Origin of the sequence: Micromonospora sp. 067-2 (assembly GCF_046549295.1) — a bacterium.
Classification (GTDB): Bacteria; Actinomycetota; Actinomycetes; order Mycobacteriales; family Micromonosporaceae; genus Micromonospora.
In genome coordinates, this window is record NZ_JAJPWB010000008.1 from 71,001 (window position 1) to 95,203 (window position 24,203).

At 73.1% G+C, this 24,203-nt stretch carries 23 protein-coding genes; 8 read left to right on the top strand and 15 right to left on the bottom strand.

The window, feature by feature from the left end:
- Positions 1–25 precede the first annotated feature (25 nt).
- From ACLJN9_RS20085 to rimP, 10 genes are all read right to left on the bottom strand, one after another.
- A complete protein-coding gene (locus ACLJN9_RS20085) occupies positions 26–1,348 on the bottom strand; it encodes an MATE family efflux transporter (protein ID WP_410812993.1) in 1,323 nt (440 codons plus the stop codon).
- Positions 1,349–1,879: 531 nt separating this feature from the next.
- On the bottom strand, positions 1,880–2,089 hold the full coding sequence (locus tag ACLJN9_RS20090; RefSeq protein WP_410813315.1) for a DUF6186 family protein: 210 nt from the start codon (positions 2,087–2,089) through the stop codon (positions 1,880–1,882).
- A complete protein-coding gene (locus ACLJN9_RS20095) occupies positions 2,089–2,496 on the bottom strand; it encodes a hypothetical protein (protein WP_410812994.1) in 408 nt (135 codons plus the stop codon). The genes ACLJN9_RS20090 and ACLJN9_RS20095 overlap by 1 nt, the downstream gene beginning before the upstream one ends.
- A gap of 86 nt (positions 2,497–2,582) precedes the next feature.
- A complete protein-coding gene (locus tag ACLJN9_RS20100; protein WP_410812995.1) occupies positions 2,583–3,641 on the bottom strand; it encodes a DHH family phosphoesterase in 1,059 nt (352 codons plus the stop codon).
- Positions 3,638–4,129, bottom strand: coding sequence for a 30S ribosome-binding factor RbfA (gene rbfA / locus ACLJN9_RS20105; RefSeq protein WP_410812996.1), 492 nt, complete (start codon positions 4,127–4,129; stop codon positions 3,638–3,640). The genes ACLJN9_RS20100 and rbfA overlap by 4 nt, the downstream gene beginning before the upstream one ends.
- A gap of 125 nt (positions 4,130–4,254) precedes the next feature.
- Positions 4,255–4,551 carry a DUF503 domain-containing protein gene (locus tag ACLJN9_RS20110; protein ID WP_410812997.1) on the bottom strand — a complete coding sequence of 99 codons (297 nt, stop codon included), beginning with the start codon at positions 4,549–4,551 and terminating at the stop codon, positions 4,255–4,257.
- Positions 4,552–4,640: 89 nt separating this feature from the next.
- Entirely contained in the window at positions 4,641–7,670 is a 3,030-nt protein-coding gene (infB, locus tag ACLJN9_RS20115) for a translation initiation factor IF-2 (protein WP_410812998.1), read from the bottom strand.
- Between the two features lie 93 nt (positions 7,671–7,763).
- Positions 7,764–8,096, bottom strand: coding sequence for a YlxR family protein (locus ACLJN9_RS20120; RefSeq protein ID WP_410812999.1), 333 nt, complete (start codon positions 8,094–8,096; stop codon positions 7,764–7,766).
- A 16-nt stretch (positions 8,097–8,112) separates the two neighbouring features.
- Positions 8,113–9,156 carry a transcription termination factor NusA gene (gene nusA, locus ACLJN9_RS20125; RefSeq protein ID WP_410813000.1) on the bottom strand — a complete coding sequence of 348 codons (1,044 nt, stop codon included), beginning with the start codon at positions 9,154–9,156 and terminating at the stop codon, positions 8,113–8,115.
- Entirely contained in the window at positions 9,153–9,833 is a 681-nt protein-coding gene (rimP, locus tag ACLJN9_RS20130; protein WP_410813001.1) for a ribosome maturation factor RimP, read from the bottom strand. The genes nusA and rimP overlap by 4 nt, the downstream gene beginning before the upstream one ends.
- Positions 9,834–9,986: 153 nt before the next feature.
- Between rimP and ACLJN9_RS20135 the strand changes: the two genes are divergently transcribed.
- The 7 genes from ACLJN9_RS20135 (at position 9,987) to ACLJN9_RS20165 (ending at position 16,534) form a co-directional block, all read left to right on the top strand.
- Entirely contained in the window at positions 9,987–10,511 is a 525-nt protein-coding gene (locus tag ACLJN9_RS20135; RefSeq protein WP_410813002.1) for a hypothetical protein, read from the top strand.
- Entirely contained in the window at positions 10,508–10,945 is a 438-nt protein-coding gene (locus ACLJN9_RS20140) for a ferritin-like domain-containing protein (RefSeq protein ID WP_410813003.1), read from the top strand. The genes ACLJN9_RS20135 and ACLJN9_RS20140 overlap by 4 nt, the downstream gene beginning before the upstream one ends.
- A gap of 53 nt (positions 10,946–10,998) precedes the next feature.
- Entirely contained in the window at positions 10,999–11,598 is a 600-nt protein-coding gene (locus tag ACLJN9_RS20145; protein WP_410813004.1) for a PadR family transcriptional regulator, read from the top strand.
- Entirely contained in the window at positions 11,595–12,329 is a 735-nt protein-coding gene (locus ACLJN9_RS20150; protein WP_410813005.1) for an ABC transporter ATP-binding protein, read from the top strand. The genes ACLJN9_RS20145 and ACLJN9_RS20150 overlap by 4 nt, the downstream gene beginning before the upstream one ends.
- Positions 12,326–15,130, top strand: coding sequence for an FtsX-like permease family protein (locus tag ACLJN9_RS20155; RefSeq protein WP_410813006.1), 2,805 nt, complete (start codon positions 12,326–12,328; stop codon positions 15,128–15,130). Before ACLJN9_RS20150 ends, ACLJN9_RS20155 begins: the two co-directional genes overlap by 4 nt.
- Before the next feature lie 73 nt (positions 15,131–15,203).
- Complete coding sequence (locus ACLJN9_RS20160) at positions 15,204–15,704, top strand: nitroreductase/quinone reductase family protein (RefSeq protein WP_410813007.1); 501 nt, start codon at positions 15,204–15,206, stop codon at positions 15,702–15,704.
- A gap of 92 nt (positions 15,705–15,796) precedes the next feature.
- Positions 15,797–16,534, top strand: coding sequence for a nucleotidyltransferase domain-containing protein (locus tag ACLJN9_RS20165; RefSeq protein ID WP_410813008.1), 738 nt, complete (start codon positions 15,797–15,799; stop codon positions 16,532–16,534).
- 243 nt (positions 16,535–16,777) lie between these two features.
- Here ACLJN9_RS20165 and ACLJN9_RS20170 read toward each other — a convergent pair whose 3' ends face one another.
- Positions 16,778–17,491 carry a VIT1/CCC1 transporter family protein gene (locus tag ACLJN9_RS20170; protein ID WP_410813009.1) on the bottom strand — a complete coding sequence of 238 codons (714 nt, stop codon included), beginning with the start codon at positions 17,489–17,491 and terminating at the stop codon, positions 16,778–16,780.
- Positions 17,488–18,345, bottom strand: coding sequence for a type I methionyl aminopeptidase (gene map, locus ACLJN9_RS20175; RefSeq protein ID WP_410813010.1), 858 nt, complete (start codon positions 18,343–18,345; stop codon positions 17,488–17,490). The genes ACLJN9_RS20170 and map overlap by 4 nt, the downstream gene beginning before the upstream one ends.
- A 95-nt stretch (positions 18,346–18,440) precedes the next feature.
- Here map and ACLJN9_RS20180 point away from each other — a divergent pair, with 95 nt between their 5' ends.
- Complete coding sequence (locus ACLJN9_RS20180; RefSeq protein WP_410813011.1) at positions 18,441–18,755, top strand: STAS domain-containing protein; 315 nt, start codon at positions 18,441–18,443, stop codon at positions 18,753–18,755.
- Between the two features lie 57 nt (positions 18,756–18,812).
- Here the strand turns inward: ACLJN9_RS20180 and ACLJN9_RS20185 are convergent, their stop codons facing one another.
- From ACLJN9_RS20185 to ACLJN9_RS20195, 3 genes are all read right to left on the bottom strand, one after another.
- Positions 18,813–22,475, bottom strand: a complete 3,663-nt coding sequence (locus ACLJN9_RS20185) for a SpoIIE family protein phosphatase (protein ID WP_410813012.1) — start codon at positions 22,473–22,475, stop codon at positions 18,813–18,815.
- A gap of 189 nt (positions 22,476–22,664) precedes the next feature.
- Entirely contained in the window at positions 22,665–23,432 is a 768-nt protein-coding gene (locus ACLJN9_RS20190) for a gamma-glutamyl-gamma-aminobutyrate hydrolase family protein (RefSeq protein ID WP_410813013.1), read from the bottom strand.
- A 1-nt stretch (position 23,433) separates the two neighbouring features.
- Entirely contained in the window at positions 23,434–24,201 is a 768-nt protein-coding gene (locus tag ACLJN9_RS20195) for a 3-oxoacyl-ACP reductase (protein ID WP_410813014.1), read from the bottom strand.
- Positions 24,202–24,203 lie beyond the last annotated feature (2 nt).

Consider the following 24,203-nt stretch of genomic DNA (forward strand, 5'->3'; position numbering starts at 1 on the left):
CTGGGCGACAGGCCCGGCGAGCAGGTCAGCGTACCGAGCCGACCACCGCCCACGCGCCGCTGCGCAGCCGCAACAGCAGGGCGACCAGCCGGATCACCACGAACAGGGTGAGCCCGGCCCAGATGCCGCCCAGCCCGAGATCGAGCCCGTACGCCAACCAGATCGCTGGCAGGAAGCCGCCGAGCGCCGCCACGATGGTGAGGTTGCGCAGGTAACGCACGTCGCCGGCGCCGATCAGCACCCCGTCGAGCGCGAACACCACTCCGGCCACCGGCTGCATGGCGACGAACCACGGCCAGGCGACCATGGCCTGCTCGCGTACCCCCTGATCGGAGCTGAACCAGGACGGCACGACGCCGGCACCGGCGGCGATGAGCAGCGCGAAGCCGACGCCACAGACGCCGCCGAGCAGCGCGACCCGGCGGGCCAGCGCGCGGGCGCCCTCCTCGTCGCCGGCCCCGAGCGCGGCACCGACCAGGGACTGCGCGGCGATGGCCAGCGCGTCGAGCACCAGCGCGGTGAAGAACCACAGCTGCAGGGCGATCTGGTGGGCGCCGACGGCGGCGGCGCCGAAGCGGGCGGCGACCGCGGTCGCGGAGAGAAAGCTGGCCTGGAACGCCAGGCCGCGGATCAGCAGGTCCCGGCTGAGCACCAACTGCTCGCGGATCAGCCGGGGCCGAGGTCGCAGCGACACCCGCTCGGCGACCAACGCCGCGGCGAACAGGACCCCGGAGAGCGTCTGCGCGACCACGTTGGCCACCGCCGAACCCACCAGGCCGAGCCCACCGGGATAGACCAGCAGCGGGCAGAGCACCGCGGAGAGCAGGTTGGGGGCGAGCACGAAGGCCAGCGGGCGTCGCGTGTCCTGCACGCCGCGCAACCAGCCGTTTCCGGCCGCGGCGAGCAGCAGGCCCGGGGCGCCGAGCGCCGCGATCCGCAGCCACTGCGCGGCGGCGTCGGCGACGTCGCCGCCACCCCCGGCGAGGGTACGCGCCAGCGCGCCACCGCCGATCTGCATGGCGATGGCCACCAGCAGCCCGACGCCGAGCGCGAGCCAGGACGACTGGATGCCCTCGGCCACGGCCGCCGCCCGGTCGCCAGCGCCGAAGCGACGGGCGGAGCGCCCGGTGGTGCCGTACGCGACCACCGTGCCGAGCCACGCGGTGAGGGTCATGACCGTGCCACCGACGGCGAGCGCGGCGAGCGGCACCTGCCCGAGGTGACCGACCACTGCCGTGTCGACCAGCACGTAGAGCGGCTCGGCGGCGAGCACCACGAGGGCGGGCAGGGCGAGACTGGCGATCCGGCGCGGCGAGGCGGGCCGGTCGGTGGTGGCGGTCTGGCTCATCGCCGCCGATCCTGACACGACCGCAGTAAGGACCGCAAGACTGCTGGTGACTTACTCCTTCGGCGGATCCCCGGCCGCGTGGACGCGAGGGCAAGCCTCCTGGCCTCTCCTCAGCTCCGACCGCGGTCGACGGAGGCCGTCGGCGGCGTCACCGCCGGCCGGGTCGGATCACTGACGGGTGTCCATCGACGTCTGCAGCGCGCGGCGCGCCTGCTCGCGGGCGTCGTCGGAGGTGGTCTCCTGCTTGGGCTTGTTGGGCATGGTGGCGCTCCTTCCAGGGTGCGAGCCACCGAACACGCGGCGGCCCTCACGGGCGGTCGTGCTGAGCGCCCCACGGCGGTCCGGGGTTACCGGAGCAGCCGGCTGGGCAGCGTGAGCCCGGGTCGGTCCGACCCTGGAGGGAAGCGGCGCGAGGTGTGGCACCACCGCCCACGACCTGCACCGCGACGCGGTACCGGCCGTCTCCCAAGCTATCGTTCAGGTCCGAATACTGCTTCCGGTTCCCGCCATCTGGACAAGCCGTGACCCGGCTCAGCGCGCCAGAAAGTGCCAGCCCAGCCACCACCAGAAGCCGAACAGACCGATCCGGCCCACCGGCACGGGACCGACCTCGTAGCGCATCACGTATGCGCAGACCTCGCCCAGAGTGGGGATCCGGGAATGCTCCCGTCGGGCCGCCCACTCGACCACGGCGAACAGCACCAGCGCGGTGACGAAGCCCCCGATCGCGAGTGCCCGCATCATCGCCGCACCAGCCCCCAGAACGCGGCCAGCCAGGCGAACCAGACCGCCGACCGGGTGAGATGGTCCTCCAGCAGGGGATCGGCCAACCGGGAGAAGGTGGGGAAGTCATCACCCACCGCTAGCACGAAGGTGACGCCCTCGAAGACCCCGAAGACCACCACCGGCAGCGCCCACCAGGCCGCTCCCGCTCCCAGCCGGCGGGGCGCCGGACGGCGCGGCACCCGGTTGCTCAGACCGAGCCAGATCAGCACGCCGCCGGTGCCGAGCGTGTACAGATTGGCTTCGGTGGAGAACGACGCGAACCGGCCACCGACGAGCGACAGGCAGACGAGGACCGGCACGGAGACGGCGGGCCGGTCCCAGGTGCGGGGGGCCTCCACGGTGAGGTCGTGCGGCTGCTCCATCCCGCAATTCTTCCCGCTCTCACGGAACGCGGGAAGACCAACACCCCCCGGAGTTGACCCTGATCTTCCCGGCTACGGCGTGGAGGTCAGGTGCCGGGCTGGATCAGCGCCGCGTCGAGCTGGCCGCGGATCTGCTCAACCACCTGATCGACAACTCCACGACCGGTGAAGCCCGCCGCGAACCGGTGGCCACCGCCACCCAGGGCGACCGCCACCCGACTGACGTCGACAGCGCCCTTGCTGCGCATCGACACGGCCCACTCGCCGGCCGTGGTCTGCTTCAACACGCAACTCACGTCCGCCTCGGCGGTGCAGCGCACCGAGTCGATCAGCGCCTCCAGCACGTACGGCCGCTGGTCGTGCCGGGCCAGGTCGTCCAGGGTGGCGAAGGTCCACACCAGCCCTCGGCCGTCGACCGCTCCGGGTTCGAGCCGGGCCCGGCCGAGCACCTCACCGAAGAGCCGGACCGCGCCGAACGGCCGGGTGTCGAAGACCCGCCGGGAGATGTCGCCGGGCGAGATTCCGGTGGCCAGCAGCCGGGCGGCCATCTGGTGCACCGCCGGCGTGGTCGCCTCGAACCGGAACGAGCCGGTGTCCGTGGTCAGCGCCACGTAGAGGCACTCGGCGATGGCCGCGTCCAGCGCGACGCCCAGCCGGGCCAGCAACTGCTCGGCCACCACCGAGGTCGCGGCGGCGCTCGGGTCGATCAGGTTGACGGTGCCGAAGCCGGCGTTGGAGGCATGGTGGTCGAGCACCAGCGCCGCATCGGCCGTCGACAGTCGCCCGGCCAACTCGCCGAGGCGCGACTCGCTCGCCGCGTCGAAGCAGATCACCAGGTCCGGGTCGGTGTCCGCGTCGCTCGCGGGGACCAGCAGATCCAGCCCGGGGAGCCCACGGAACGGCTCGGGGACCTCCGGCGGCCCGGGAAAGGTCGCCTGCAACCGGCGTACGCCGAGCTGGCGCAGGCCCAGGCCGAAGCCGAGCATGCTGCCGAGCGCGTCGCCGTCCGGGTTGACGTGGCAGATCAGCAGCACCCGGCCCGTCGGCGGGAGGGCACGTACCAGCGCCTCGGCAGCGGCCCAGTCCGCCCCGGTGGGGCCGGCGCCGACCGCCGTGGCGAGTTCAGCGCCGACGGTGCCGGTCACCGTGCGTCCCCACCCCGGCGGGTCTCATCGACGTCGGCAGTCTCGGCAGCCTCGTCGGTCTCGTCGGCCTCGTCGTCGACCCGGTACGGCTGTGGCTCGCCCGCGTACTCCGCCTGGGCGGCGAGCCGCTGCACCTCGGCGTCGGCGTTGCGGGCCGCGGCGAGCAGGTCGTCGATGTGCTTGACCTGGTCCTGGACGTCGTCCAGAACGAACGTGAGAGTCGGCGAGTGCCGCAGCCCGAGCGCCTTGCCGACCGTGCTGCGCAGCAGCCCCTTGGCGCTCTCCAGCGCCGCCGCGGTGTCCGCCTGGGCCACCGCGTCCCCCAGCACCGTGTAGAAGACCGTCGCGTCGCGCAGATCGGCGGTGATCCGGGCATCGGTGATGGTGATCATCCCGAGCCGCGGGTCCTTGATCTGGGTCCGCACCACCGACGCGACCAACTCACGCACCCGTTCCGCGTGCCGGCGTACCTTGGCCGGATCAGACATCTCGCCACCTCCACGGCGTCCTGCTCCCGGCCGACCCGGCGACCCGGAGGGCGCCGGCCGACCGGCCAACATCTCGAACATTACCTTCGCGGCCGGACCGGGTCGCCGGCACAGCCGGCACCCCGTCAGTCGTCGTCCACGCCGTGCAGCCGGCGCCGGACCGACAACAACTCGACCTCGGGCCGACCGGCCACGAGGTGCTCACAGGAGTCCAGCACCTCGCGGACGTGGCCCGCCTCGGCGGCCACCACGGCCACCGCTATCTGCGCCCGCCCGTGCAGGTCGAGCGCTCCCACCTCGGCGGCCGACACCTCGAAGCGGCGCAGGGCCGCCACGATCGGCCGTACATATGATCTCTTGGCTTTGAGCGACCGGGAATCACCCGGCAGCAGCAGGTCGAAGACCGCGGTTCCGGTGAACATCGCCTGGACGATACCGGGACCCCTCCCCGCATGATCAAGGGGTTTACGCCGGTCGGCGTAAACCCCTTGATCAGCGTGTCACTGCCGGATCAGGCGCGAACCTTCTCCCGCATCTCGAAGGTCTCGATGACGTCGCCGACCTGGACGTTGTTGTAACCACCCAGGGTCAGACCACACTCGAAGCCTTCGCGGACCTCCGTGGCGTCGTCCTTGAACCGCTTCAACGAGCTGATCGTGAGGTTGTCCGCCACGACCGCCCCGTCCCGCAGCAGGCGCGCCTTGGCGTTACGCCGAAGGACACCGGACCGGACGATGCAACCGGAGATGTTGCCGATCTTGGACGAGCGGAAGACGTCGCGGATCTCCGCGCTGCCCAGCTCGACCTCCTCGTACTCCGGCTTGAGCAGGCCCTTGAGCGCCGCCTCGATCTCCTCGATGGCCTGGTAGATGACCGTGTAGTACCGGATCTCCACGCCCTCGCGGTCGGCCATCTCACGGACCTTGTTCGAGGCCCGCACGTTGAAGCCGATGATCGTGACCGGCTCGGACGAGGCACTCGCGAGCATGACGTTGCTCTCGGTGATCGCGCCGACGCCCCGGTCGAGGACCTTGAGCTGGACCTCCTCGGGGATGTCCAGGTTGAACAGGGCGTCCTCGAGGGCCTCCACCGAACCGGAGACATCGCCCTTGAGGATGAGGTTGAGCGACGTCTTCTCGCCCTCCTTGAGCTGCTCCATGAGCGTCTCGAGGGTGGCCCGACCGCGGGAGTTGGCGAAGGACGCCGCCCGCCGCCGTGCCTGCCGCTGCTCGGCGATCTGCCGCACCGTACGGTCGTCCGCCGCGGCGAGGAACGTGTCGCCCGCGCCGGGAGGCGCGGTCAGACCCAGCACCATGACCGGACGCGCCGGACCGGCCTCGGTGAGCTGGTTGCCGTTCTCGTCGAGCATCGCCCGGACCCGGCCGTGCGCCCCACCGGCGACGATCGAGTCGCCCGCCCGCAGGGTGCCCTTCTGCACCAGCACCGTCGCCACCGCACCACGACCCTTGTCCAGGTGCGCCTCGATGGCCACACCCTGGGCCGGCCCGTCGATCGGAGCGGTCAGCTCCAACGACGCGTCGGCGGTCAGCAGGACAGCCTCGAGAAGCTCCTCGATGCCGATGCCCGGCTTGGCTGCCACGTTGACGAACATGGTCTCGCCGCCGTACTCCTCGGCGACCAGGCCGTACTCGGTCAGCTGCTGGCGGACCTTGTCCGGGTTGGCATCCGGCTTGTCGACCTTGTTGACCGCGACCACGATCGGCACATCGGCCGCCTTGGCGTGGTTCAACGCCTCGATCGTCTGCGGCATCACACCGTCGTCGGCCGCGACGACCAGGATCACGATGTCCGTGACCTGGGCACCACGGGCACGCATCGCGGTGAACGCCTCGTGACCCGGGGTGTCGATGAAGGTGACCGCCCGGTCCTCGCCCTCGTGCGGGACGTGGACCTGGTAGGCGCCGATGTGCTGGGTGATGCCACCCGCCTCACCGGCCACGACGTTCGCCTTCCGGATGGCGTCGAGCAGCTTGGTCTTACCGTGGTCGACGTGACCCATGACGGTCACGACCGGCGCACGGCTGACCAGACGCTCCTCGGCCACCTCCGCGTCGAGGTCGATGTTGAACTGCGCGAGCAGCTCGCGATCCTCGTCCTCGGGGCTGACGATCTGGATGTCGAAGCCCAGGTGCTCACCCAGCAGGTGCAGGGTGTCATCGGAGCAGGACTGGGTCGCGGTGACCATCTCGCCCAGGTTGAACATCTCCTGGACCAGCGAACCCGGGTTGGCGTTGATCTTGTCGGCGAAGTCCGACAGCGAGGCGCCACGGGAGAGCCGGACGATCTGACCCTGACCCCGGGGAGCACCCGAGCTCATGGTCGGAGCCGACAGGTTGTCGAACTCCTGTCTGCGCTGCTTCTTGGACTTGCGACCACGTGTCGGCCGGCCACCCGGACGCCCGAAGGCACCCGCGGCGCCACCGCCACGGCCACGACCACCGGCACCCGGACGACCGCCGCCACCGGCCGGAGCACCCGGACGGAAACCGCCGCCGGGAGCACCGCCACCGCCGCCGGGACCACCGCGGTAGCCACCGCCACCGCCGGCACCCGCGCCGCCGCCGGGGCCGCCGCGGTAACCGCCGCCGCCACCCGCACCGCCGCCGGGACCACCACGGAAGCCACCGCCACCGCCACCGCCGCCGGGACGGCCTGCACCGCCGCCGGGACGGCCTGCGCCGCCACCGGGGCCGGGGCGACCGGCAGCCGGACGCTGGCTCGGCATGGACGCCGGGCTGGGCCGCGGCGGCATGGAGTTCGGGCTCGGCCGCGGTGGCATGCCCGCCGGAGTGTTGGGCCGGGGGCCGCCCGCGCCAGCGGCCGGGGGCCGCTGCTGGCCGCCCTGGATACCGAACGGGTTGTTACCGGCGCCGCGCGCCGGCGGTCGCCCGCCGGGCCGGGCGCCCGGACCCGGAGCCGGCGTGCCCGGACGGGCTGCCGGCGAACCGGGACGGGGCGGCATCGCCGTGGGACCGGGCCGGGGGCCGGGGCCGGGGCGGTTGCCCTCGGCCGGAGGCTCCCGGCGGACGTTGTCCCGCTGCTGCTGGCGGGCGGCCTGCGCGGCCTTGACCGCGGCCTCCTGCTCAGCCTTCAGCGCGGCGGCACGCGCCTCCGCGGCCGCCACCTCGATGTCGTGGGCACTCGCCGGCTTGGCGACCGGGGTCGCCGACTGCGGCGCACCGGGAACCGGACCCTTGGGCTTCGGACCCGGGGCGGGTGCCGACGGCCGCCGGGGCGGCATCGGCTTTGCCGAGACCGAGGCCCGGGGCGCGCCCGGGGTCGGAGACGGCGTCGGGGTAGAGGTCGAGGTCGGCGTCGGCGCGGGCGCCGACGGGGCGGCCGGCGCCGGAGCACCGGCGGACGCGACGAATGCGTTGCGCAGCCGCCGGGCGACGGGCGCCTCGACGGTGCTGGACGCGGACTTCACGAACTCGCCCATTTCCTTCAGCTTGGCGAGAACGGTCTTACTCTCGACCCCGAGCTCTTTTGCAAGCTCGTGTACGCGGGCCTTGCCTGCCACTGCACTCCTCACTCCGAGGTCGTGCGGGCAGCACCCGCAGCAACCTCACTCGTGCACTTGAAGCCTGGTCATTTCAGGGACTTCATCGTGTGCTCATGTCGGTCGTCCTACCTTGCTAGCGACCCTCGCCCGGTCGGGCTGACCGGACGTAGTGGTTGGCGCATCGACGTGCTCCGCCAGCGCACCGTGGTCGAGGACCTCGGTGCTGCGCAGCGCTCGCCCGAAGGCGCGACGCCGCACCGCCAGCGCGAAGCAGGCCGGATCCGGGTGCATGTTCGCTCCCCGACCCGGCAGCCTGCGGCGCGGATCAGGCCGGAGGCTGTGACCAGCCTCGTCTCCGATCGCTACGACGCGCAGCAATTCGCTGGCCGGCGCACGTTGCCGGCAACCCACACAGGTGCGCTCCGGCTGCGCGCGTCGTACCACTGGAGGAAGTCTACCCCTAGCTACCCGAGATCGCTCCGCCCGGCTCCCGCACGTGATCACCCGCGCCCCGTACGGCCGGGCTGGTCTGCTCGGCGTCGGAACGGATGTCGATCCGCCAACCGGTCAAACGGGCTGCGAGGCGGGCGTTCTGCCCCTCCCGCCCGATGGCGAGGGAGAGCTGGAAGTCGGGCACGGTCACCCGGGCCGTCCGGGTGGCCAGATCGACCACCTCGACCCGCAGCGCCTTGGCCGGCGACAACGCGTTGCCCACGAAGGTGGCCGGGTCGTCCGACCAGTCGATGATGTCGATCTTCTCACCGTGCAGCTCGCTCATCACGGCACGCACCCGTTGACCCATCGGGCCGATGCAGGCGCCCTTGGGGTTCACCCCGGGGGTGGTCGATCGTACGGCGATCTTGGTGCGGTGACCCGCCTCACGGGCGATCGCGCCGATCTCCACCGTGCCGTCGGCGATCTCCGGCACCTCCAGCGCGAACAGCTTCTTCACCAGGGCCGGATGCGACCTGGACAGGGTGATCTGCGGACCGCGCATGCCCTTGGCCACGTGCACCACCACGCAGCGGAGCCGCTCGCCGTGTACGTACCGCTCGCCGGGCACCTGCTCGGACTGCGGCAGCACGCCCTCGAGCTTGCCCAGGTCGACGCTGACGATGCCCTTCTCGGTCCGCGTCTCGTGCGCCTGCACCACGCCGGTGACCAGGTCACCCTCGCGGCCGACGTACTCACCGAAGTGCACCTCGTCGGTGGCCTCCCGCAGCCGCTGGAGGATCACCTGCTTGGCGGTCATGGCGGCGATCCGGCCGAAGTCGTGCGGGGTGTCGTCCCACTCCCGCACCAGGCTGCCGTCGGAGTCCATCTCCTGGGCGTACACCAGGGCGGCGCCCGACTTGCGGTCGATCTCCACCCGGGCGTGCGGCTCGGCGCCGTCGGTGTGCCGGTAGGCGGTCAGCAACGCGGTCTCGATCGCCGCGAGAATCGTGTCGAACGGGATCTCCCGCTCGCGCTCGAGTGCGCGCAGCGCCGCGAGGTCGATGTTCACCTCTCCTCGTCCTCCACATCATCATCGTCGTCGTCGATATCGTCTGAATCGTCGGTCTCGTCCGCGTCGTCGAACTCGTCCGGCTCACCGAGCTCGGCGAGCCGGGTGAACTCGACCTGCACCCGGCCCGGGCCCAGTTGGGCGTACGCCAGAAGGGCCCGGCCGTCGCCGGTCTCCACCTGCACGCCCTCGTCGTCGGCGCCGACCACCCGGCCGGTCAGCTGGCGGTCCCCGGAGGGCTGCTCGCCGCGCTGGTCGGGCAGCACGGCCGCGCCCCGCACGGTCACCTTGACCAGCCGGCCCACGTTGCGCCGCCAGTGTCGGGGCAGGGTGAGCGGCCGGTCCACGCCCGGCGAGCTGACCTCCAGCTGGTATTCCCCGGCGACGATGTCGCCGCCGGTCTCCTCGGCGGCGTCCAGTGCGGCCGAGACCGCCCGGGAGACGTCCGCGACAGCGTCCAGGTCGATCCCGCCGTCGGCGTCCACGATCACCCGCACCACGTGCCGGCGGCCGGCCCGGGAGACCGTCAGGTCCTCCAGGTCGTAGCCCACGCTGTTGACCACAGGCTCGATCACGGACCGCAATCGGGCGCGCCGTGCGGCGAGATCGCCCCCGCGGGGACCCACACCACCACGGGGTCGATCCGTCGACCTGGTGGCACGGCCACGCTGCGTCATCTCCGCACCTTTCCCTGGTCGACGGCGACGGTCGTCCCGCCATGCCGGCTCGCCACCGGAGCGGACGCGCCGGTGGTTGCGCAGAGCGTAACGCGCCTGCCCTCTGGCGGGCCGGGCGGCGCACCGACGCCGGTGACCCCTGAATCGGCCCAGATGGTGTTCACTTGCCCCGTGGGGATCGGAAGAACAACACAGCGCGACGAAGCATCCGGACATACCCGGCGAAAGCTTCTGGGCGTCGGGGCGTTGCTGGCACTCGGCGGCGCCGCGGTGCCGTTGACCGGCTGTGATCTTTTAGACCGCGACGAGCAGCCGCCGCCACCACCTGACCCGCTGCGACCGATGGTGGACGAGTCGCTCGGGCTCGCCGCGGCACACCGGGCAGGTGCGGCGGCGCACCCGGAGTTGGCCGACCGGCTCGGCCCGATCGCCGACGCACACACCGCGCACGCCGCCGAACTGGCCCGGGTGATCGGCGTCGAGCTGCCGTCGGCGCCCGCAGCGGCACCCACCACCCCGGCGACCGATCCGACCGGCGCGCTGGCCGCCCTGCGGGCACTGGAGAAGACCGGCCAGCAGTCGGCGACTCTCGCCTGCGCCGCGGCACCGGCGGAACGCGCGGCGCTGCTCGGCTCGATCGCCGCCGCGCGAGCCACCCACCAGGAGGCTCTCAAGTGAGGCAGCCGTCCGCCGGGGAGGCTCTCGCCGCAGCCCTCTCCGCCGAGTACGCGGCCATCTACGCCTACGGTCGGATCGGTGTCCGGCTCACCGGGGCGGCACGGGACGCCGCCCACCAGGCGGAGGCCGCGCACCGGCGCCGGCGCGACGCGCTGGTGGTGCAGCTCAGCACCTCCGGCGCCAGCGTTCCGCCGGACCGGGCCGGTTACGCGCTGCCGTACCCGGTCACCGATCGGACGAGCGCGTTGCGGCTGGCCGTCGAGGTGGAGGAGCGCACCGCCGCGCACTGGCGGGCGGCTCTGGCGTCCACCACCGGCGCCGACCGGAACCAGGCGCTGGCCGCCCTGATCGAGTACGCGGTGCGAGCCACCCGGTGGCGGAAGACCGCCGGCGTCACCCCGCCAACTGTCGCGTTTCCCGGCCGCCCGACCTGAACACCTGCGCTCCGGTTGCGCAGCGCCATACCAGGTATGCATACTCCGTTGCCATGTCCATCCGTCACGGGTTGCTCGCCCTGCTCGAACGCGGCCAGATGTACGGCTACCAGCTGCGCGCCGCGTTCGAGGAGTCGACCGGCTCGACCTGGCCGCTCAACATCGGGCAGGTCTACACCACGCTCTCCCGCCTCGAGCGGGACGGTCTGGTGCGCCCGCTGCCGGAGAGCGAGGCCGGGCAACGCCCGTACGAGATCACCGACGCCGGCCGGGCGGACCTGGCGCTGTGGTTCGCCACCCCGATCAGTCGTACCGACCGCCCCCGCGACGAGCTGGCGATCAAGTTGGCGCTGGCGCTGACCACCCCCGGCGTGGACGTACGCTCGGTGGTCCAGGCCCAGCGCAGCGCGACGATGCGGGCGTTGCAGGAGTTGACCCGGTTGAAGTACGGCAGCGACCGGCCGGAGGATCTGCCCTGGCGGTTGGTACTGGACTCGATGGTGTTCCAGGCCGAGGCGGAGGTGCGCTGGCTGGACCACTGCGAGACCAGCCTGGTCCGGCACCAGCCCGGCGTCCCCGCGCCGCCGCCCCGGCCGGGTGTCGCCGAGGCGTCCGCCGCGGCGCGGTGGACCGACGAGGAGGCGCGACGGTGAGCGGATCGGACGACGCGGTGCTGGAGCTTCGCGCCGTCCACCGCACCCACGGGGCCGGCCCGGCGGCGGTGCACGCGCTGCGCGGCGTCAGCCTGGTCGTCCGGCCGGGTGAGCTGGTCGCGGTGATGGGTCCGTCCGGCTCGGGAAAGTCGACGCTGCTGGCCCTCGCCGGCGGGCTGGACCGCCCGACCCGCGGCGAGGTTCTCATCGAGGGGCAGCCGTTGGGGGCGTTGGACCGCCGAGGGCTGGCCCAGCTGCGTCGCCGCCGGATCGGTTACATCTTCCAGCAGCTCAACCTGCTGGGCAGTCTGAGCGCACTGGAGAACGTCGCGCTCCCCCTGGAACTCGACGGTGCCGGCGGGCGGAAGGCCCGCTCGGCGGCCCTCGCGGCGCTGGCCGAGGTGGGTCTGCAGGCGTTGGGTGACCGCTTCCCCGACCAGCTCTCCGGCGGCCAGCAGCAGCGGGTGGCCATCGCCCGCGCGCTGGTCGGCGAGCGGCGGCTGGTGCTCGCCGACGAGCCGACCGGGGCCCTGGACTCGCAGACCGGTGAGGCCGTGCTGCATCTGCTGCGCCGTCGGGTGGACGGCGGCGCGGCCGGCGTGCTGGTCACCCACGAGGCGCGGCACGCCGGATGGGCCGACCGGGTGGTGTTCCTGCGTGACGGGATCCTCGTGGACACCACGGCACCACTGGGAAGCGTCGAACAACTGCTGTCCGGAAGCGAGCGGTGACCACCCGCCGGGTGCTGCGGGCCCCCGGCCGTGTCGACGTTCCGACGGCCCCGCTGGTCGCGCCGCACACTCGTGCGCGCCGCCAGCGGTTCGCCGAGCTGACCGGCTCCTGGCGGGCGGCTCTGCGGATCGCCCGGCGGGAGTCGCTCCGGGCTCGCAGGCGCACCGCCCTGGTGCTCGCCATGATCGCCCTGCCGGTGCTGGTGCTGACCTTCCTGGCCACGAGCTACGACATGGCCGAGTTGACCCCGCAGGAGCGGCTCGACCGCCGGCTCGGCGTCGCCGACGCGGAGCTGCGCCGGGTCGCCGACACCCCGGTCACCCAGGACGAGTCGGGGGACGCCTGGTATCCGTGGGAGGAAATCCGCCTATCAACCGGCGGGCTGGCCACCGCCGCCGAGGTGACCACGCTGCTCGGCCCCGGCAGCCGGGCCACCGAGGTACGCGCCCGACTCCCGCTGACGGTGCACGGCCCGGAGCACGACGAGAAGGTCGACGGACGGGTGCTGGACCTCACCGACCCGTTGGCCCGAGGGCTGGTGCGTTTCCGGGCCGGCCGGGCACCGCGGCAGCCCGGCGAGGTCGCCGTGAGCCCGGCGGCGCTGCGCCGTCTGGACCTGCGTGTCGGCGACACACTGGCCACCGCCGACCGGACCAGGGCGTACACCGTGGTCGGGGTGGTCGAGTTTCCCGACGATCTCGGCCCGGTGGTGGCGCTGCACCCGGGTGCCGTACCGCGAAACGACACGCAGCCGGACAGCAGGTGGCTGGTGGACGTGCCCGGCAGGGTCAACGCCGCGCTGGTGTCCCGGCTCAACGAGCACGGGATCGTGGTCACCTCCCGCCATTCGACGACACCGGCTCCGGGAACGTCGCGGTCCTGGCTGGGACCCATCGGGTCGATGGGGTCGAACATGGCCGACCTGGGCACCGGAGTGCTGATCGCCGGCCTCGGCCTGCTGGAGGTGGTGCTGCTCGTCGGGCCGGCCTTCGCGGTCGGCGTCCGGCGTCGCCGGCGGGACCTGGCACTGGTGGCGGTCGTCGGCGGGGACGCGGCTCAACTGCGCCGGGTCGTCCTCGCCGACGGCGTGGTGCTGGGCATGCTGGGCGCCGCCGCCGGCCTGATTCTCGGTGTCGGCGCGGCGTTCGCCGGTCGTCCGCTGGTGGAGCAGTACGTCTTCGGCGCCCGCTTCGACGGGTACCGCTGCTGGCCTCCGGCGCTGGTGCTGCTCGGTGGGGTCGCGGTGCTGACCGGGGTGCTCGCCGCGCTGGCACCCGCCTGGACGGCCGCCCGGCAGGACGTTCTCGCCGGGCTCGCCGGACGACGGACGCCACCCGCGCCCGGAGCACGGTTGCTGGCCTCCGGATTGGCGTTGGTGGTCGGTGGGGCGTCGCTCGCGGCGTTCGGGGCGGCCCGGACCTCACCGGCGGTGATCCTGACCGGCCTGATCCTCGGGGAACTGGGCCTGGTCTGCTGCACGCCCACACTGATCGGCGCGCTCGCCCGACTCGGCCGGTTCCTGCCCCTGGCACCGCGGATCGCGCTGCGTGACGCCAGCCGCAACCGAGCGGCGGCGGCACCGGCGATCTGTGCCGTGATGGCGGCGGTGGCCAGCAGCGTCGCGCTCGGCGGCTACCTGACCAGCGACGGGGTGCGCGACGCCCGCGCCTACCGGGCGACACTGCCGACCGGGCACGTGCTGGTCAGCCCGAACGACCCGACCCAACGGCCCCTCCCCACGCTGGCCGAGGTCACCACCGCGGCCCAGGCGAAGCTGGGTGCCCGAGCGGTGGCCGAGGTGCACACGGTGGCCTGCCCACCGGGCGGCGACCCCGCAAGTTACTGCTACGTCGAGCCGGGGTTGCCGCCGGAGCGGAGGTGCCCCTGGGTGCCCGGGGACGACCTCCCGGCGGCGGAGCGCCTGCGGGCCCGGGCCGACCCGCGCTGTCAGCTCCGTGACACGGACTCCTACGGCGGCTACGCCGAGACGTTCGTCGACGACGGCAGCGCGCTGCCGATCATCACCGGCGCCGACCAGGAGGCGACCGCCGCCGCCACCACGGTGCTGCGCGCCGGAGGCGTCGTGGTGACCGACCCGCGCTACCTGCACGACGGCCTGGTGACCGTGCAGGTGCACCGCGGCCAGGCCGGATCGGACCGGCCGGACGGCGCCCATGACCTACCCGGGTACGCGCTGCCGACGCCGGTCGGGCAGCCCCGCCTGTTGCTGTCCCCGGCGGCGGCCCGACGGCTCGACCTGCACTGGTCCCCGGCCGGCTGGGTGATCGACGCCCCGAGGCCGCCGAGCAGCGAACGGCAGGACCAGTTCACCGCCGCCCTGCGGTCCTCCGGGACGTTCTCGCTGCTCGTGGAGCAGGGCGCCGCCCCTCGCGACGTCTCACCGCTGCTGCTGCTGCTCGCCGCGGCGGCCGGGCTGATCACGGTCGGCGCGGCCGGGATCGCCACGGCTCTGGCCGCCGCCGAGGGGCGCACCGAGCTGTCCACCCTCGCGGCCGTCGGCGCGGCCCCGGCGGTACGTCGGCTGCTGGCGATCTGTCAGGCCGGGGTCATCGCCGGCCTCGGCTCGGTGCTCGGCATCGTGGCCGGGCTGGGCACCGCCGCGATCGTGCTGTTCTCCGCCAACCGTCAGTACGCCAGCGACTGGCCCCTCCGCGAGCCGTACCCGTTCCTGGTGCCGTGGCCGGTGCTCGGCGTCCTGGCGCTGGTGCCGATGGTGGCGATGCTCGGCGCGGGCCTGTTCACCCGCGCACGGCTGCCGATCGAGCGGCGGCTGGACTGATCCGGCGCGCGGGCGCGGAACCGGGACGCCGAGGGGGTGCCGCCGGGGCGCGGCAGCCGGCAGACTGGGCGGCGTGTCAGTGTTGGGAAACCTCACCCGTCGGGCCGGCCACCACCGCTGGTTCGGTGCGGCCGCCCGCCTGCTGGTCCCCGCCGACCGGGTGGTCGGCCGGCTCACCCGAGGTCGGGTGGTCGCGCTCGGCCTGATCCCGTCCCTGGTGATCACCACGACCGGTCGCCGTTCCGGCAGGCCACGCAGCAACCCCCTGCTGTACGTGCCCGACGGCGACGCGTACGTGGTGATCGGCTCCAACTGGGGCCAGACCCAACAACCCGGCTGGGCGATGAACCTGCTCGCCGAGCCGGCCGCCGAGGTGGACGTGAAGGGGCGGCGGGTCCCGGTGCGCGCCGATCCGGCCACCGGCGCCGAACGGGAGCGGCTGTGGTCGCTCCTGGTCACCGAGTGGCCGGCGTACCGCATGTACGTGCAGCGGGCCGGCGGCCGGGAGATCCGCATCTTCCGACTGGTGCCGACCGGGCGCGGCGCGCCGCCCGGCCCGCCGCCGGCTGGCTAGGCTGACGTCCAGTCGCAGGGCGGGGGTGGACCGGCGAGCGCGAGGAATGCGCCGGTCTTGCGAACCCCGCAGTCGCGAACGAGAGGCACCCCTTGAGCGCGAGCAGCGGGCGGGCCGATGTGGACCGAGGCTTCGACGATCGCCGGTGGGCGGTGGCGGAGCGGGTCGCGGGTGCGGCCCGGCGGCGTTTTCCGGCCGATGTGCTCGCCGTCGCGGTGCACGGTCCGTTGGCGCACGGCGACGACGACGGCGGCGGGGACAGCGAGGTGGGGATGCTGGTGGTCACCTACCGTCCCGGCACCGGCCCACCGCCGGCGACGCGGCGGGTGGACGGGGTGCTGGTCGACCTGACCGTGGCAGCCGCCGAGGACTACCTGGCGCAGGCCCGGGTGCTCTCTCCGCTCTGGCCGCTGACCGCCGACCGGTACGTCACCACCCAGGCCCTGCACGACCCGACGGGTTGGTTACGGACGCTGCGCGACGAGCACCTCGGCCGGTTGGCCCGGGCACGGCCGGGCGAGTTCAGCACCGCGGCGCGGCAGGCCTGGTACCGGGGCAGCGCGGCGCACGCGCGGGCCGCCCGGCTGGCCGAGTGGTACGAGACCGACCAGGCGCTGCTGATGCTCGGTGAGGCTCGACTGGCGGCGGCCACGGTGACCGGCCTGTTGGGCCGCACCTACTTCCGCGACCCGGGGGACGCGGTCCGCCGCACCGGGTTGGCCGGCGCGGACATGACCGAGGTGGGCTCGGTGCTGGGCCGGCAGGCCGAGGAGCTTGCCGCCCGGGGCCGCCCGGTGGACGGCACGGTCGACGAGCTGCTCACCGGCTGAACCGGGCTCACAGCGCCACCTCGGTTCGCGACTGCGGGGCTCGCAGACCCGGCTCACTCCTCGCGCTCACAGCGCCACCTCGGTTTGCGACTGCGGGGCTCGCAAACCCGGCTCACTCCTCGCGCTCACAGCGCCACCTCGGTTCGCGACTGCGGGGCTCGCAAACCCGGCTCACTCCTCGCGCTCACAGCGCCACCTCGGTTTGCGACTGCGGGGCTCGCAAACCCGGCTCACTCCTCGCGCTCACAGCCCGCCGTGCACGCCGATCAGGCTGCCGACCAGGTAGGTGGCGGCGGCTGCCGCAGCACCGAGCAGCAGTTGGCGCAGGCCGCTGGTCCACCAGGGCCGGTTGGTGAACCGGGCCACGACCGCCCCGGCGGCGAACAGCCCGAGCCCGCCGACGGCGAGCGCCGGCCCGAGTTCGGTGGCGCCGAGCAGGTACGGAAGCAGCGGGATCAGCGCACCGATCGAGAAGAACAGGAACGAGGAGATCGCCGCTGCCCACGGGCTGGGCTGGTCGTCGGGGTCGACGCCCAGTTCCTCGCGGACGTGCACCCGCAGCGCCTCCTCCGGATCGCGCCGTACGGCCTCCGCGACCTGGGTGGCCAGGTCCCGGGGCAGGCCGCGGGCGACCCACGCGTCGGCCAGCTCGCGGGCCTCCGCCTCGGGGTGCCGCTCCAGTTCGCGCCGTTCCTTGGCAACCTCGGCGGCGACCTGCTCGTTGGCGGAGCGCACGCTGGTGTACTCGCCGAGCCCCATCGAGATCGCACCGGCCACGAGGCCGGCGCTTCCGGTCAGCACGATGCTGCGGGGCGACACCCCGCCGCCGCCGACACCGGCGATCAGCGCGATGTTGGTGACGAGCCCGTCCATCGCACCGAAGACGGCCGGGCGCAGCCAGCCGCCGGAGACGTCCGCGTGGTGGGCTTCACGCAGGGCGGCAGGTCTGTCGGTCACGGCAGGGTGAGGATCTCGTGGCCGTCGTCGGTCACCACGATGGTGTGTTCGAACTGGGCGGTCCACTTCCGGTCCTTGGTGACGACCGTCCACCCGTCGTCCCACATGTCGTACTGGTAGGTGCCGAGCGTGATCATCGGCTCGATGGTGAAGGTCATTCCCGGCTCCATCAGGTCCGTGGGGCGCGGGCTGTCGTAGTGCGGCACGTACAGCCCGCTGTGGAAGGTCTCGCCGATGCCGTGGCCGGTGAAGTCGCGGACTACGCCGTAGCCGAACCTCTTGGCGTACGACTCGATGACCCGGCCCACGACGTTGATCTGGCGGCCCGGGGCGACCGCGCGGATGCCGCGCATCATCGCCTCGTGGGTCCGCTCGACCAGCAGGCGGGCCTCCTCGTCGACCTCACCGACGCAGAAGGTGGCATCGGTGTCGCCGTGCACCCCACCGATGTACGCGGTGACGTCGACGTTGATGATGTCGCCGTCCTGCAGCACCGTGGAGTCCGGAATGCCGTGGCAGATGACCTCGTTGAGGCTGGTGCAGCAGGACTTGGGGAAGCCCTTGTAACCCAGCGTCGACGGGTAGGCGTCGTGGTCGCAGAGAAACTCGTGCACGACGCGGTCGATCTCGTCGGTGGTCACGCCGGGCTTGCAGTGCTCGCCGGCGAGCTGCGTCGCCTGGGCGGCCAGCCGACTGGCGAGGCGCATCTTCTCGATGGTCTCGGGTGTCTGCACGTGCGAGCCTCGCCACTGGGTGGGGCCCTTCTTGCCCACGTACTCCGGTCGCGTGATGTGGGCGGGCACCGGTCGCCACGGGGTGAGCGTGCCTGGGGTCAGCGGCGGACGGACGGTCATGGCGCAAGCCTATCGCCGCACCCGCTGGTGACCCACGCCACGGCCGGTCCGGGGCGGTTGTTGCCCCACCAGGTCGGCTGTGCCAAGGTGTCTGCGTGGATCAAGGGGAAGCACCACCGGTCTTCTCCGCCAGCGCGGAGATCGACGGCGATCACCTCCACGTGGTGGTGGCCGGCGAGGTCGACATGGCGACCGCCGACACCATGCTGCAGACCGCGCTGCGCGAGCCCGCGAGGCGGATCACCCTCGACCTGAGCGCGGTCACCTTCTTCGACTCGGCTGCCATCCACGCCCTGGTCCGGCTCGCCCAGCAGTTCTCCGGCACGCTGACCGTGCTGCCGTCCCGGCAGGTGCGCCGTGTGCTGGACATCTCCGGCCTGGGCGACCAGAGCTGGCTGAGCCCGGCCTGAACCACCACCCGGTCCGCCGCGGGCGCGCGGGTGCGCCGGCCACCGTCGAGCGGGCGGTCAGTCGTGCAGCTGCCGGCGCAGCGTCACCTCGGTGCCCTCGTCGGTACGCCGTACCGTCAGGTCACCCAGCGCCTTGATCAGGGACAGTCCGCGGCCCCGGAACCCGGAGTCGGTCGACTCCCGCCACTGCCCGCTGTCGCGCACCCGGGCGGTCACCGTCCGGTTCTCGATGGCCACCTCCACGTTGATGACCGGCTCGGCGGGGTGGACCGGGTGCTCGATGGCGTTCGCGGCGGCCTCGGAGACCGCCACGGTCAGGTCGAACAGGTCCGTCTCACCGACCTGGTGCGCGACCAGGAAATCCTCCAGGCGTTTGCGGAGCACGCTCAGCCGGGTCGGGTCGGCGGGCAGCCGCAGCGCGAACCGGTTCAGCTCGGCCGCTTCCATGGCGAGCACCGCCACGTCGTCGCGGCGCGGCCGACCGGCGACCCGCTCGACCACGGCGTCGACCAGGTCCGACACGTGCTCCCCGGGGGTCGCCGCGTCGGCCCGCAGTTGGGCGAGGGCGGCGTCCATGTCGAGTTGCCGGTCCTCGATCAGCCCGTCGGTGTAGAGCAGCAGCCGGCTGCCCGCGGGCAGCTCCCCCTCGACCGTCTGGTACGTGGTGTGGGGAATGGCGCCGACCGGTGGGCCGAGTGCCCGGTCGTGCAGGAACGCCACGTCGCCTCCTCTGATCAGTAGTGGCGAGGGGTGGCCGGCGCTGGCGTACCGCAGTCGCCCGGTGTGGGGATCGAACACCAGGCAGACCACGGTCGCGAAGGAGCGGCGTTCGATGCTCCCGACCAGCCGGTTGAGGCGGGTCAGCGAATCGCCCGGGTCGAAACCCTCCAGCAGGTACGCCCGCAGCCCGTTGCGGAGCTGCCCCATCGCCGCGGCGGCCTGGACGCCCTTGCCGACCACGTCGCCGATGACCAGCACCAGTTCGTCGTCCTCCAGCGCGAGAACGTCGTACCAGTCGCCGCCGACCTCGACGTCGGCGCTGCCGGGCAGGTATCGGCTGGCCACCAACGCGCCGGGCAGTTGTGGCAGCGTCCGGGGCAGCAGGCTGTGCTGCAACGTGGTGGCGATGCGGTGTTCGGCCTCGTAGAGCTGGGCGTTCTCCAGCCGTACCCCGACGAGCCGGGCCAGCGTGGTCAGCGCGGCCTCGTCGGCCTGCGCGTCGTCGCGCGCCGGTCGCCAGACCTGCAGGTCGCCGAGCGGCTCGCCGGTGGTGCCGGTCAGCTCGGCCACGAAGGACGGGGCGGTGGGGGTGGGGCCGCCAGCGTCCGCCTCGGCTCGGACTCCGGTCGCGGTGAGCACCACCCGGGCTGCTTCGGCGAGGTTGAGCGCGTGGCGGGCGGCGACCTGGAGCACGTCGGAGGTGGACCGGGCGGTGTTCACCGCCACCGCCGCGTCGGCCAGCGCCCGGAGCCGGCGGAGGACCTGCCCGCGCAGTTGGCCCAGCTCGACGTTGGCCCGGACCCGCGCCACCAACTCCTGGCCGGAGAACGGCTTGGTCAGGTAGTCGTCGGCACCGGCGGAGAGGCCGGCGACCGCCTCCGCTGAGCCGGCCCGGGCGGAGAGCAACACGATCGGCACATGCCGGGTACGCGGGTCCGCACGCAGGGCGTCGACCAGCCCGAACCCGTCCAGCCGGGGCATCATCACGTCGGCGAGCACCAGGTCGAAGCCGCCCTCCCGGGCCAGTGGCAGGGCCGCCAGACCATCGCTCGCGGTGACCACCTCCCAGGTCGGAGAGAGCAGCCGGGTGACGTGTTCGCGCAGGTCCGCGTTGTCGTCGACGACGAGGATCCGGCCGGCCGGGGCGGTGCCTCCCACCGTCTGGCTGGCGAACGCCGGCGGTGGCTCGGCACCGTTCCACAGCGCGGTCTCCGCGATGTGGAGCCGGGCCTGTTCCGGCTCGCCCGACGGCTCGGAGACGAGCGTCGCCACCCGGTCGGCGGGCAGGTGCGCCGCTCCGAACGGAACGGTCACCGTGAAGGTGCTGCCCTCCTCGACCCGGCTGGTGAGCCCGACCTCGCCGCCGTGCATCTCGGCCAACTCCCGGACCAGCGCCAGGCCGATCCCGGTGCCCTCGTGGGTCCGGGCGCGTACTCCCGGCACCCGGTGGAACCGCTCGAAGACGTGCGGCAACTCGGCCGGCACGATCCCCACGCCGGTGTCCGAGACCTCCAGGCGGGCGCCGCCGTCGACGACGCGGACCAGGACCCGGACCTCGCCGTCGAAGGTGAACTTGACGGCGTTCGACAGCAGGTTGAGGACGATCTTCTCCCACATGTCCCGGTCCACGAAGACCGGCGCCGGCAGTGGCGGGCAGTCCACCACCAGTCGCAGCCCGGCCCGCTCGGTGGCCGAGCGGAAGGTGCTGGCCAGCCGCGCGGTGTAGCCGGACAGGTCGGTGGGCTCGTACCGCGCGGCCAGCCGACCGGATTCCAGCGCGGAGAAGTCCAGCACGGTATTGACCAGCTTGAGCAGGCGCAGCGCGTTGCGGTGCATCATGGTGAGCCGGTCGCTGTGGGCAACGGGCAGGGTCGAGTCGGCCAGCAGGTCCTCCAGCGGGCCGAGCACCAGTGTCAGCGGGGTGCGGAACTCGTGGCTGACGTTGGTGAAGAAGTTCGTCTTGGCCTGGGCCAGGGCGGCCAGCTCCGCGGCGCGGGCGCGCTCCTGTTCGTTCGCCCGCTGCGCGCCCACCGCCCGCGAGATCTGGGCGGCCACCAGGTCGAGGAAGGTACGGTAGTCGGCGCTGAGGGGCAGCCGGCGGGACACACCGACGACCAGCGCACCGACCGCCTCGTTGGTGGCCGTGATGGGCAGCACGAGCGCCGTGTCGGCCGCGTCGCCCGGCGGTGCGTCGAGCAGCAGGGCCACCTCGACCGTGGCGGGCGTACGGTCGGCCGACACCCGGGTGAGCACCTCGGGGGCGATGTCGGTGACGGCCGGGCCGGTGCCCTCGGAGCCGGCCAGAGTGAGGCGGCCGGCGGCGTCGTTCACATAGACCAGCGCGAATGGGACGTCCTCCCGGTGCCGGCCGAGCACCTCGGCGACTGTCCGACCGAGTTCGGGGGTGCTGTCGACCTCGGCCAACGCGTCACCCAGCTCGGCCAGTGCCCGCAGCCTGCGCTCACCGAGCACCCGCCCGGTGGTCTCGTTGACGATGCAGTAGACGCCGTTCACCGAGCCGTCCGCGCCCCTGACCGGGTCGTACGTGACGTCGAAGTAGGTCTGCTCGACGAAACCCTGCCGGTCCAGCAGAAAGGGGTGGTCCTCGCCCCGGTACGACCGCCCGGTGCGGCGTACCCCGTCCAGCAGGGGGCCGAGCACCTCCCAGGTCTCGGCCCAGTGCTGGCGGGCCGGTCGACCGAGCGCCTCGGGGTGCTTGCTGCCGATGGTCGGCCGGTAGGCGTCGTTGTAGAAGGTGAGCTCCTCGTCGCCCCAGAACAGAACGATCTGCGCGCTGGAGGCGAGCATCATGCCCACCGCGCTGGACAGCGCCACCGGCCAGCGGCCGGGCGCGCCCATCGGGACGGCGGACCAGTCGAGGTTCTTCAACCGCCCGCCCAACTCGCCGCCAGCCGCGAAGGCGGCCGTGAGCAGCGGGGGGATCGCCGCGCCGACCGCGAGGTGGTGCCCCGCGTCCGCGCCCCCCTGGGCCGAGCTCATAAAGCCTCCCGCTCCGGCCGCGGCCCAGCCATTGATCTTTGCCCGCCGTGTTCCGACTTGTACCCCGATGGTCGAGCAACGTAACGCATGACGCCCGTCCGACGCTGGTTGCCTACGCTCCACCCTTCGGCCACCGGACAGTACGGGACGTCGGAGGCGACGTACATCACAGCCGCGACGCAGCGCGCGTCACGACGCGGGTGGCCCCGCGGAACGCACGGCATCGTCGGGGGCGGCAGCCGGCCGGCCGGCAGGTCGCTGGCGGGCGGCCCGGACCAGCGCGGTGATCGGGCGCGGATCCGGCTCCTTCTCCGGATGCCACTGCACACCCAGCACGAACCGCCGGTCCGGGGCCTCGACCGCCTCGATCACCCCGTCCGCCGCCCAGCCGGTGACCACGAGCCGCCCGGGGTCGGCAACCGCCTGGTGGTGGTACGAGTTGACCCGGTCCACCCCGGCCAGCACCGTCGCGGCCAGACTGCCCGGCGCGAACCGCACCGGATGCGCGCCGTAGACCCCGGGCGCCGGCCGGTGCGCCTCGTGACCGATGACGTCCGGTAGGTGCTGGTGCAGGGTGCCGCCGTGGGCCACGGCGAGCAGTTGCATCCCCCGGCACACCCCCAACACCGGCAGATCGGCGCGGAGCGCGGCCGCCAGCAGGGTCAGTTCGCCGGCGTCCCGGTCCGGCCGGTCCTCGGTGCGCGGGTCGGGTGGCTGGCCGTACCGGCCCGCGCCGACGTCGGCACCACCGGCCAGCAGTAACCCGTCCAGGACCGCCAGCACGTCGCCGTCCTCGTCGTCGGGCGGTAGCACCACCGCCCGACCGCCGGCGGCGCGCACCGCCCGTACGTACGCCTCGGGCACCAGCACGGCCGGCACGCCCCGCCAGGCCGCCCAGTCGGCCGGCTCGACGTACGCGCTGATCCCGATCAGCGGCCGACGCTCAGTGGTGGCCATCTCACAGGGGTGTGACGTACGCGCCGGTGATGCCGCCGTCGACCACGAACTGCGCGGCGGTCATGAAGGAGGCGTCGTCACTGGCCAGGAACGCCACCGCGGCGGCGATCTCCTCCGGTTGCCCGAACCGGCCCATCGGCACGTGCACGAGTCGGCGGGCGGCCCGCTCCGGGTCGGCGGCGAAGAGTTCCAGCAGCAGCGGGGTGGCCACCGGGCCGGGGCAGAGCGCGTTGACCCGGATGCCCTCACGGGCGAACTGCACGCCCAACTCCCTGGTCATCGCCAGCACCCCGCCCTTGCTGGCGGTGTACGCGATCTGCGACGTCGCCGCGCCCATCAACGCCACGAAGGAGGCGGTGTTGATGATCGACCCCTTGCCCTGGCGGCGCATGTGCGGGATCGCGTACTTGCAGCAGAGGAACACGCTCGTGGTGTTGACCCGCAGCACCCGCTCCCAGGCGTCCAGGCTGGTGTCCAGGATGGAGTCGTCGTCCGGCGGCGAGATGCCGGCGTTGTTGAAGGCGATGTCGACCCGGCCGTGCCGGTCGGCCACCCCGTCGAACAGGTCGCGGACCGCCGACTCGTCGGCGACGTCGGTGGCCACGAACTCGCCGCCGCACTCCGCGGCGGCCCGCTCGCCGGCCGCCGCGTCGATGTCCACGCAGACCACCCGGGCACCCTCGGCGGCGAACCGCCGGACGGTGGCCAACCCGATCCCGCTGCCCGCCCCGGTCACCACGGCCACCCGGTCCTGCAACCGACCCTGCACTG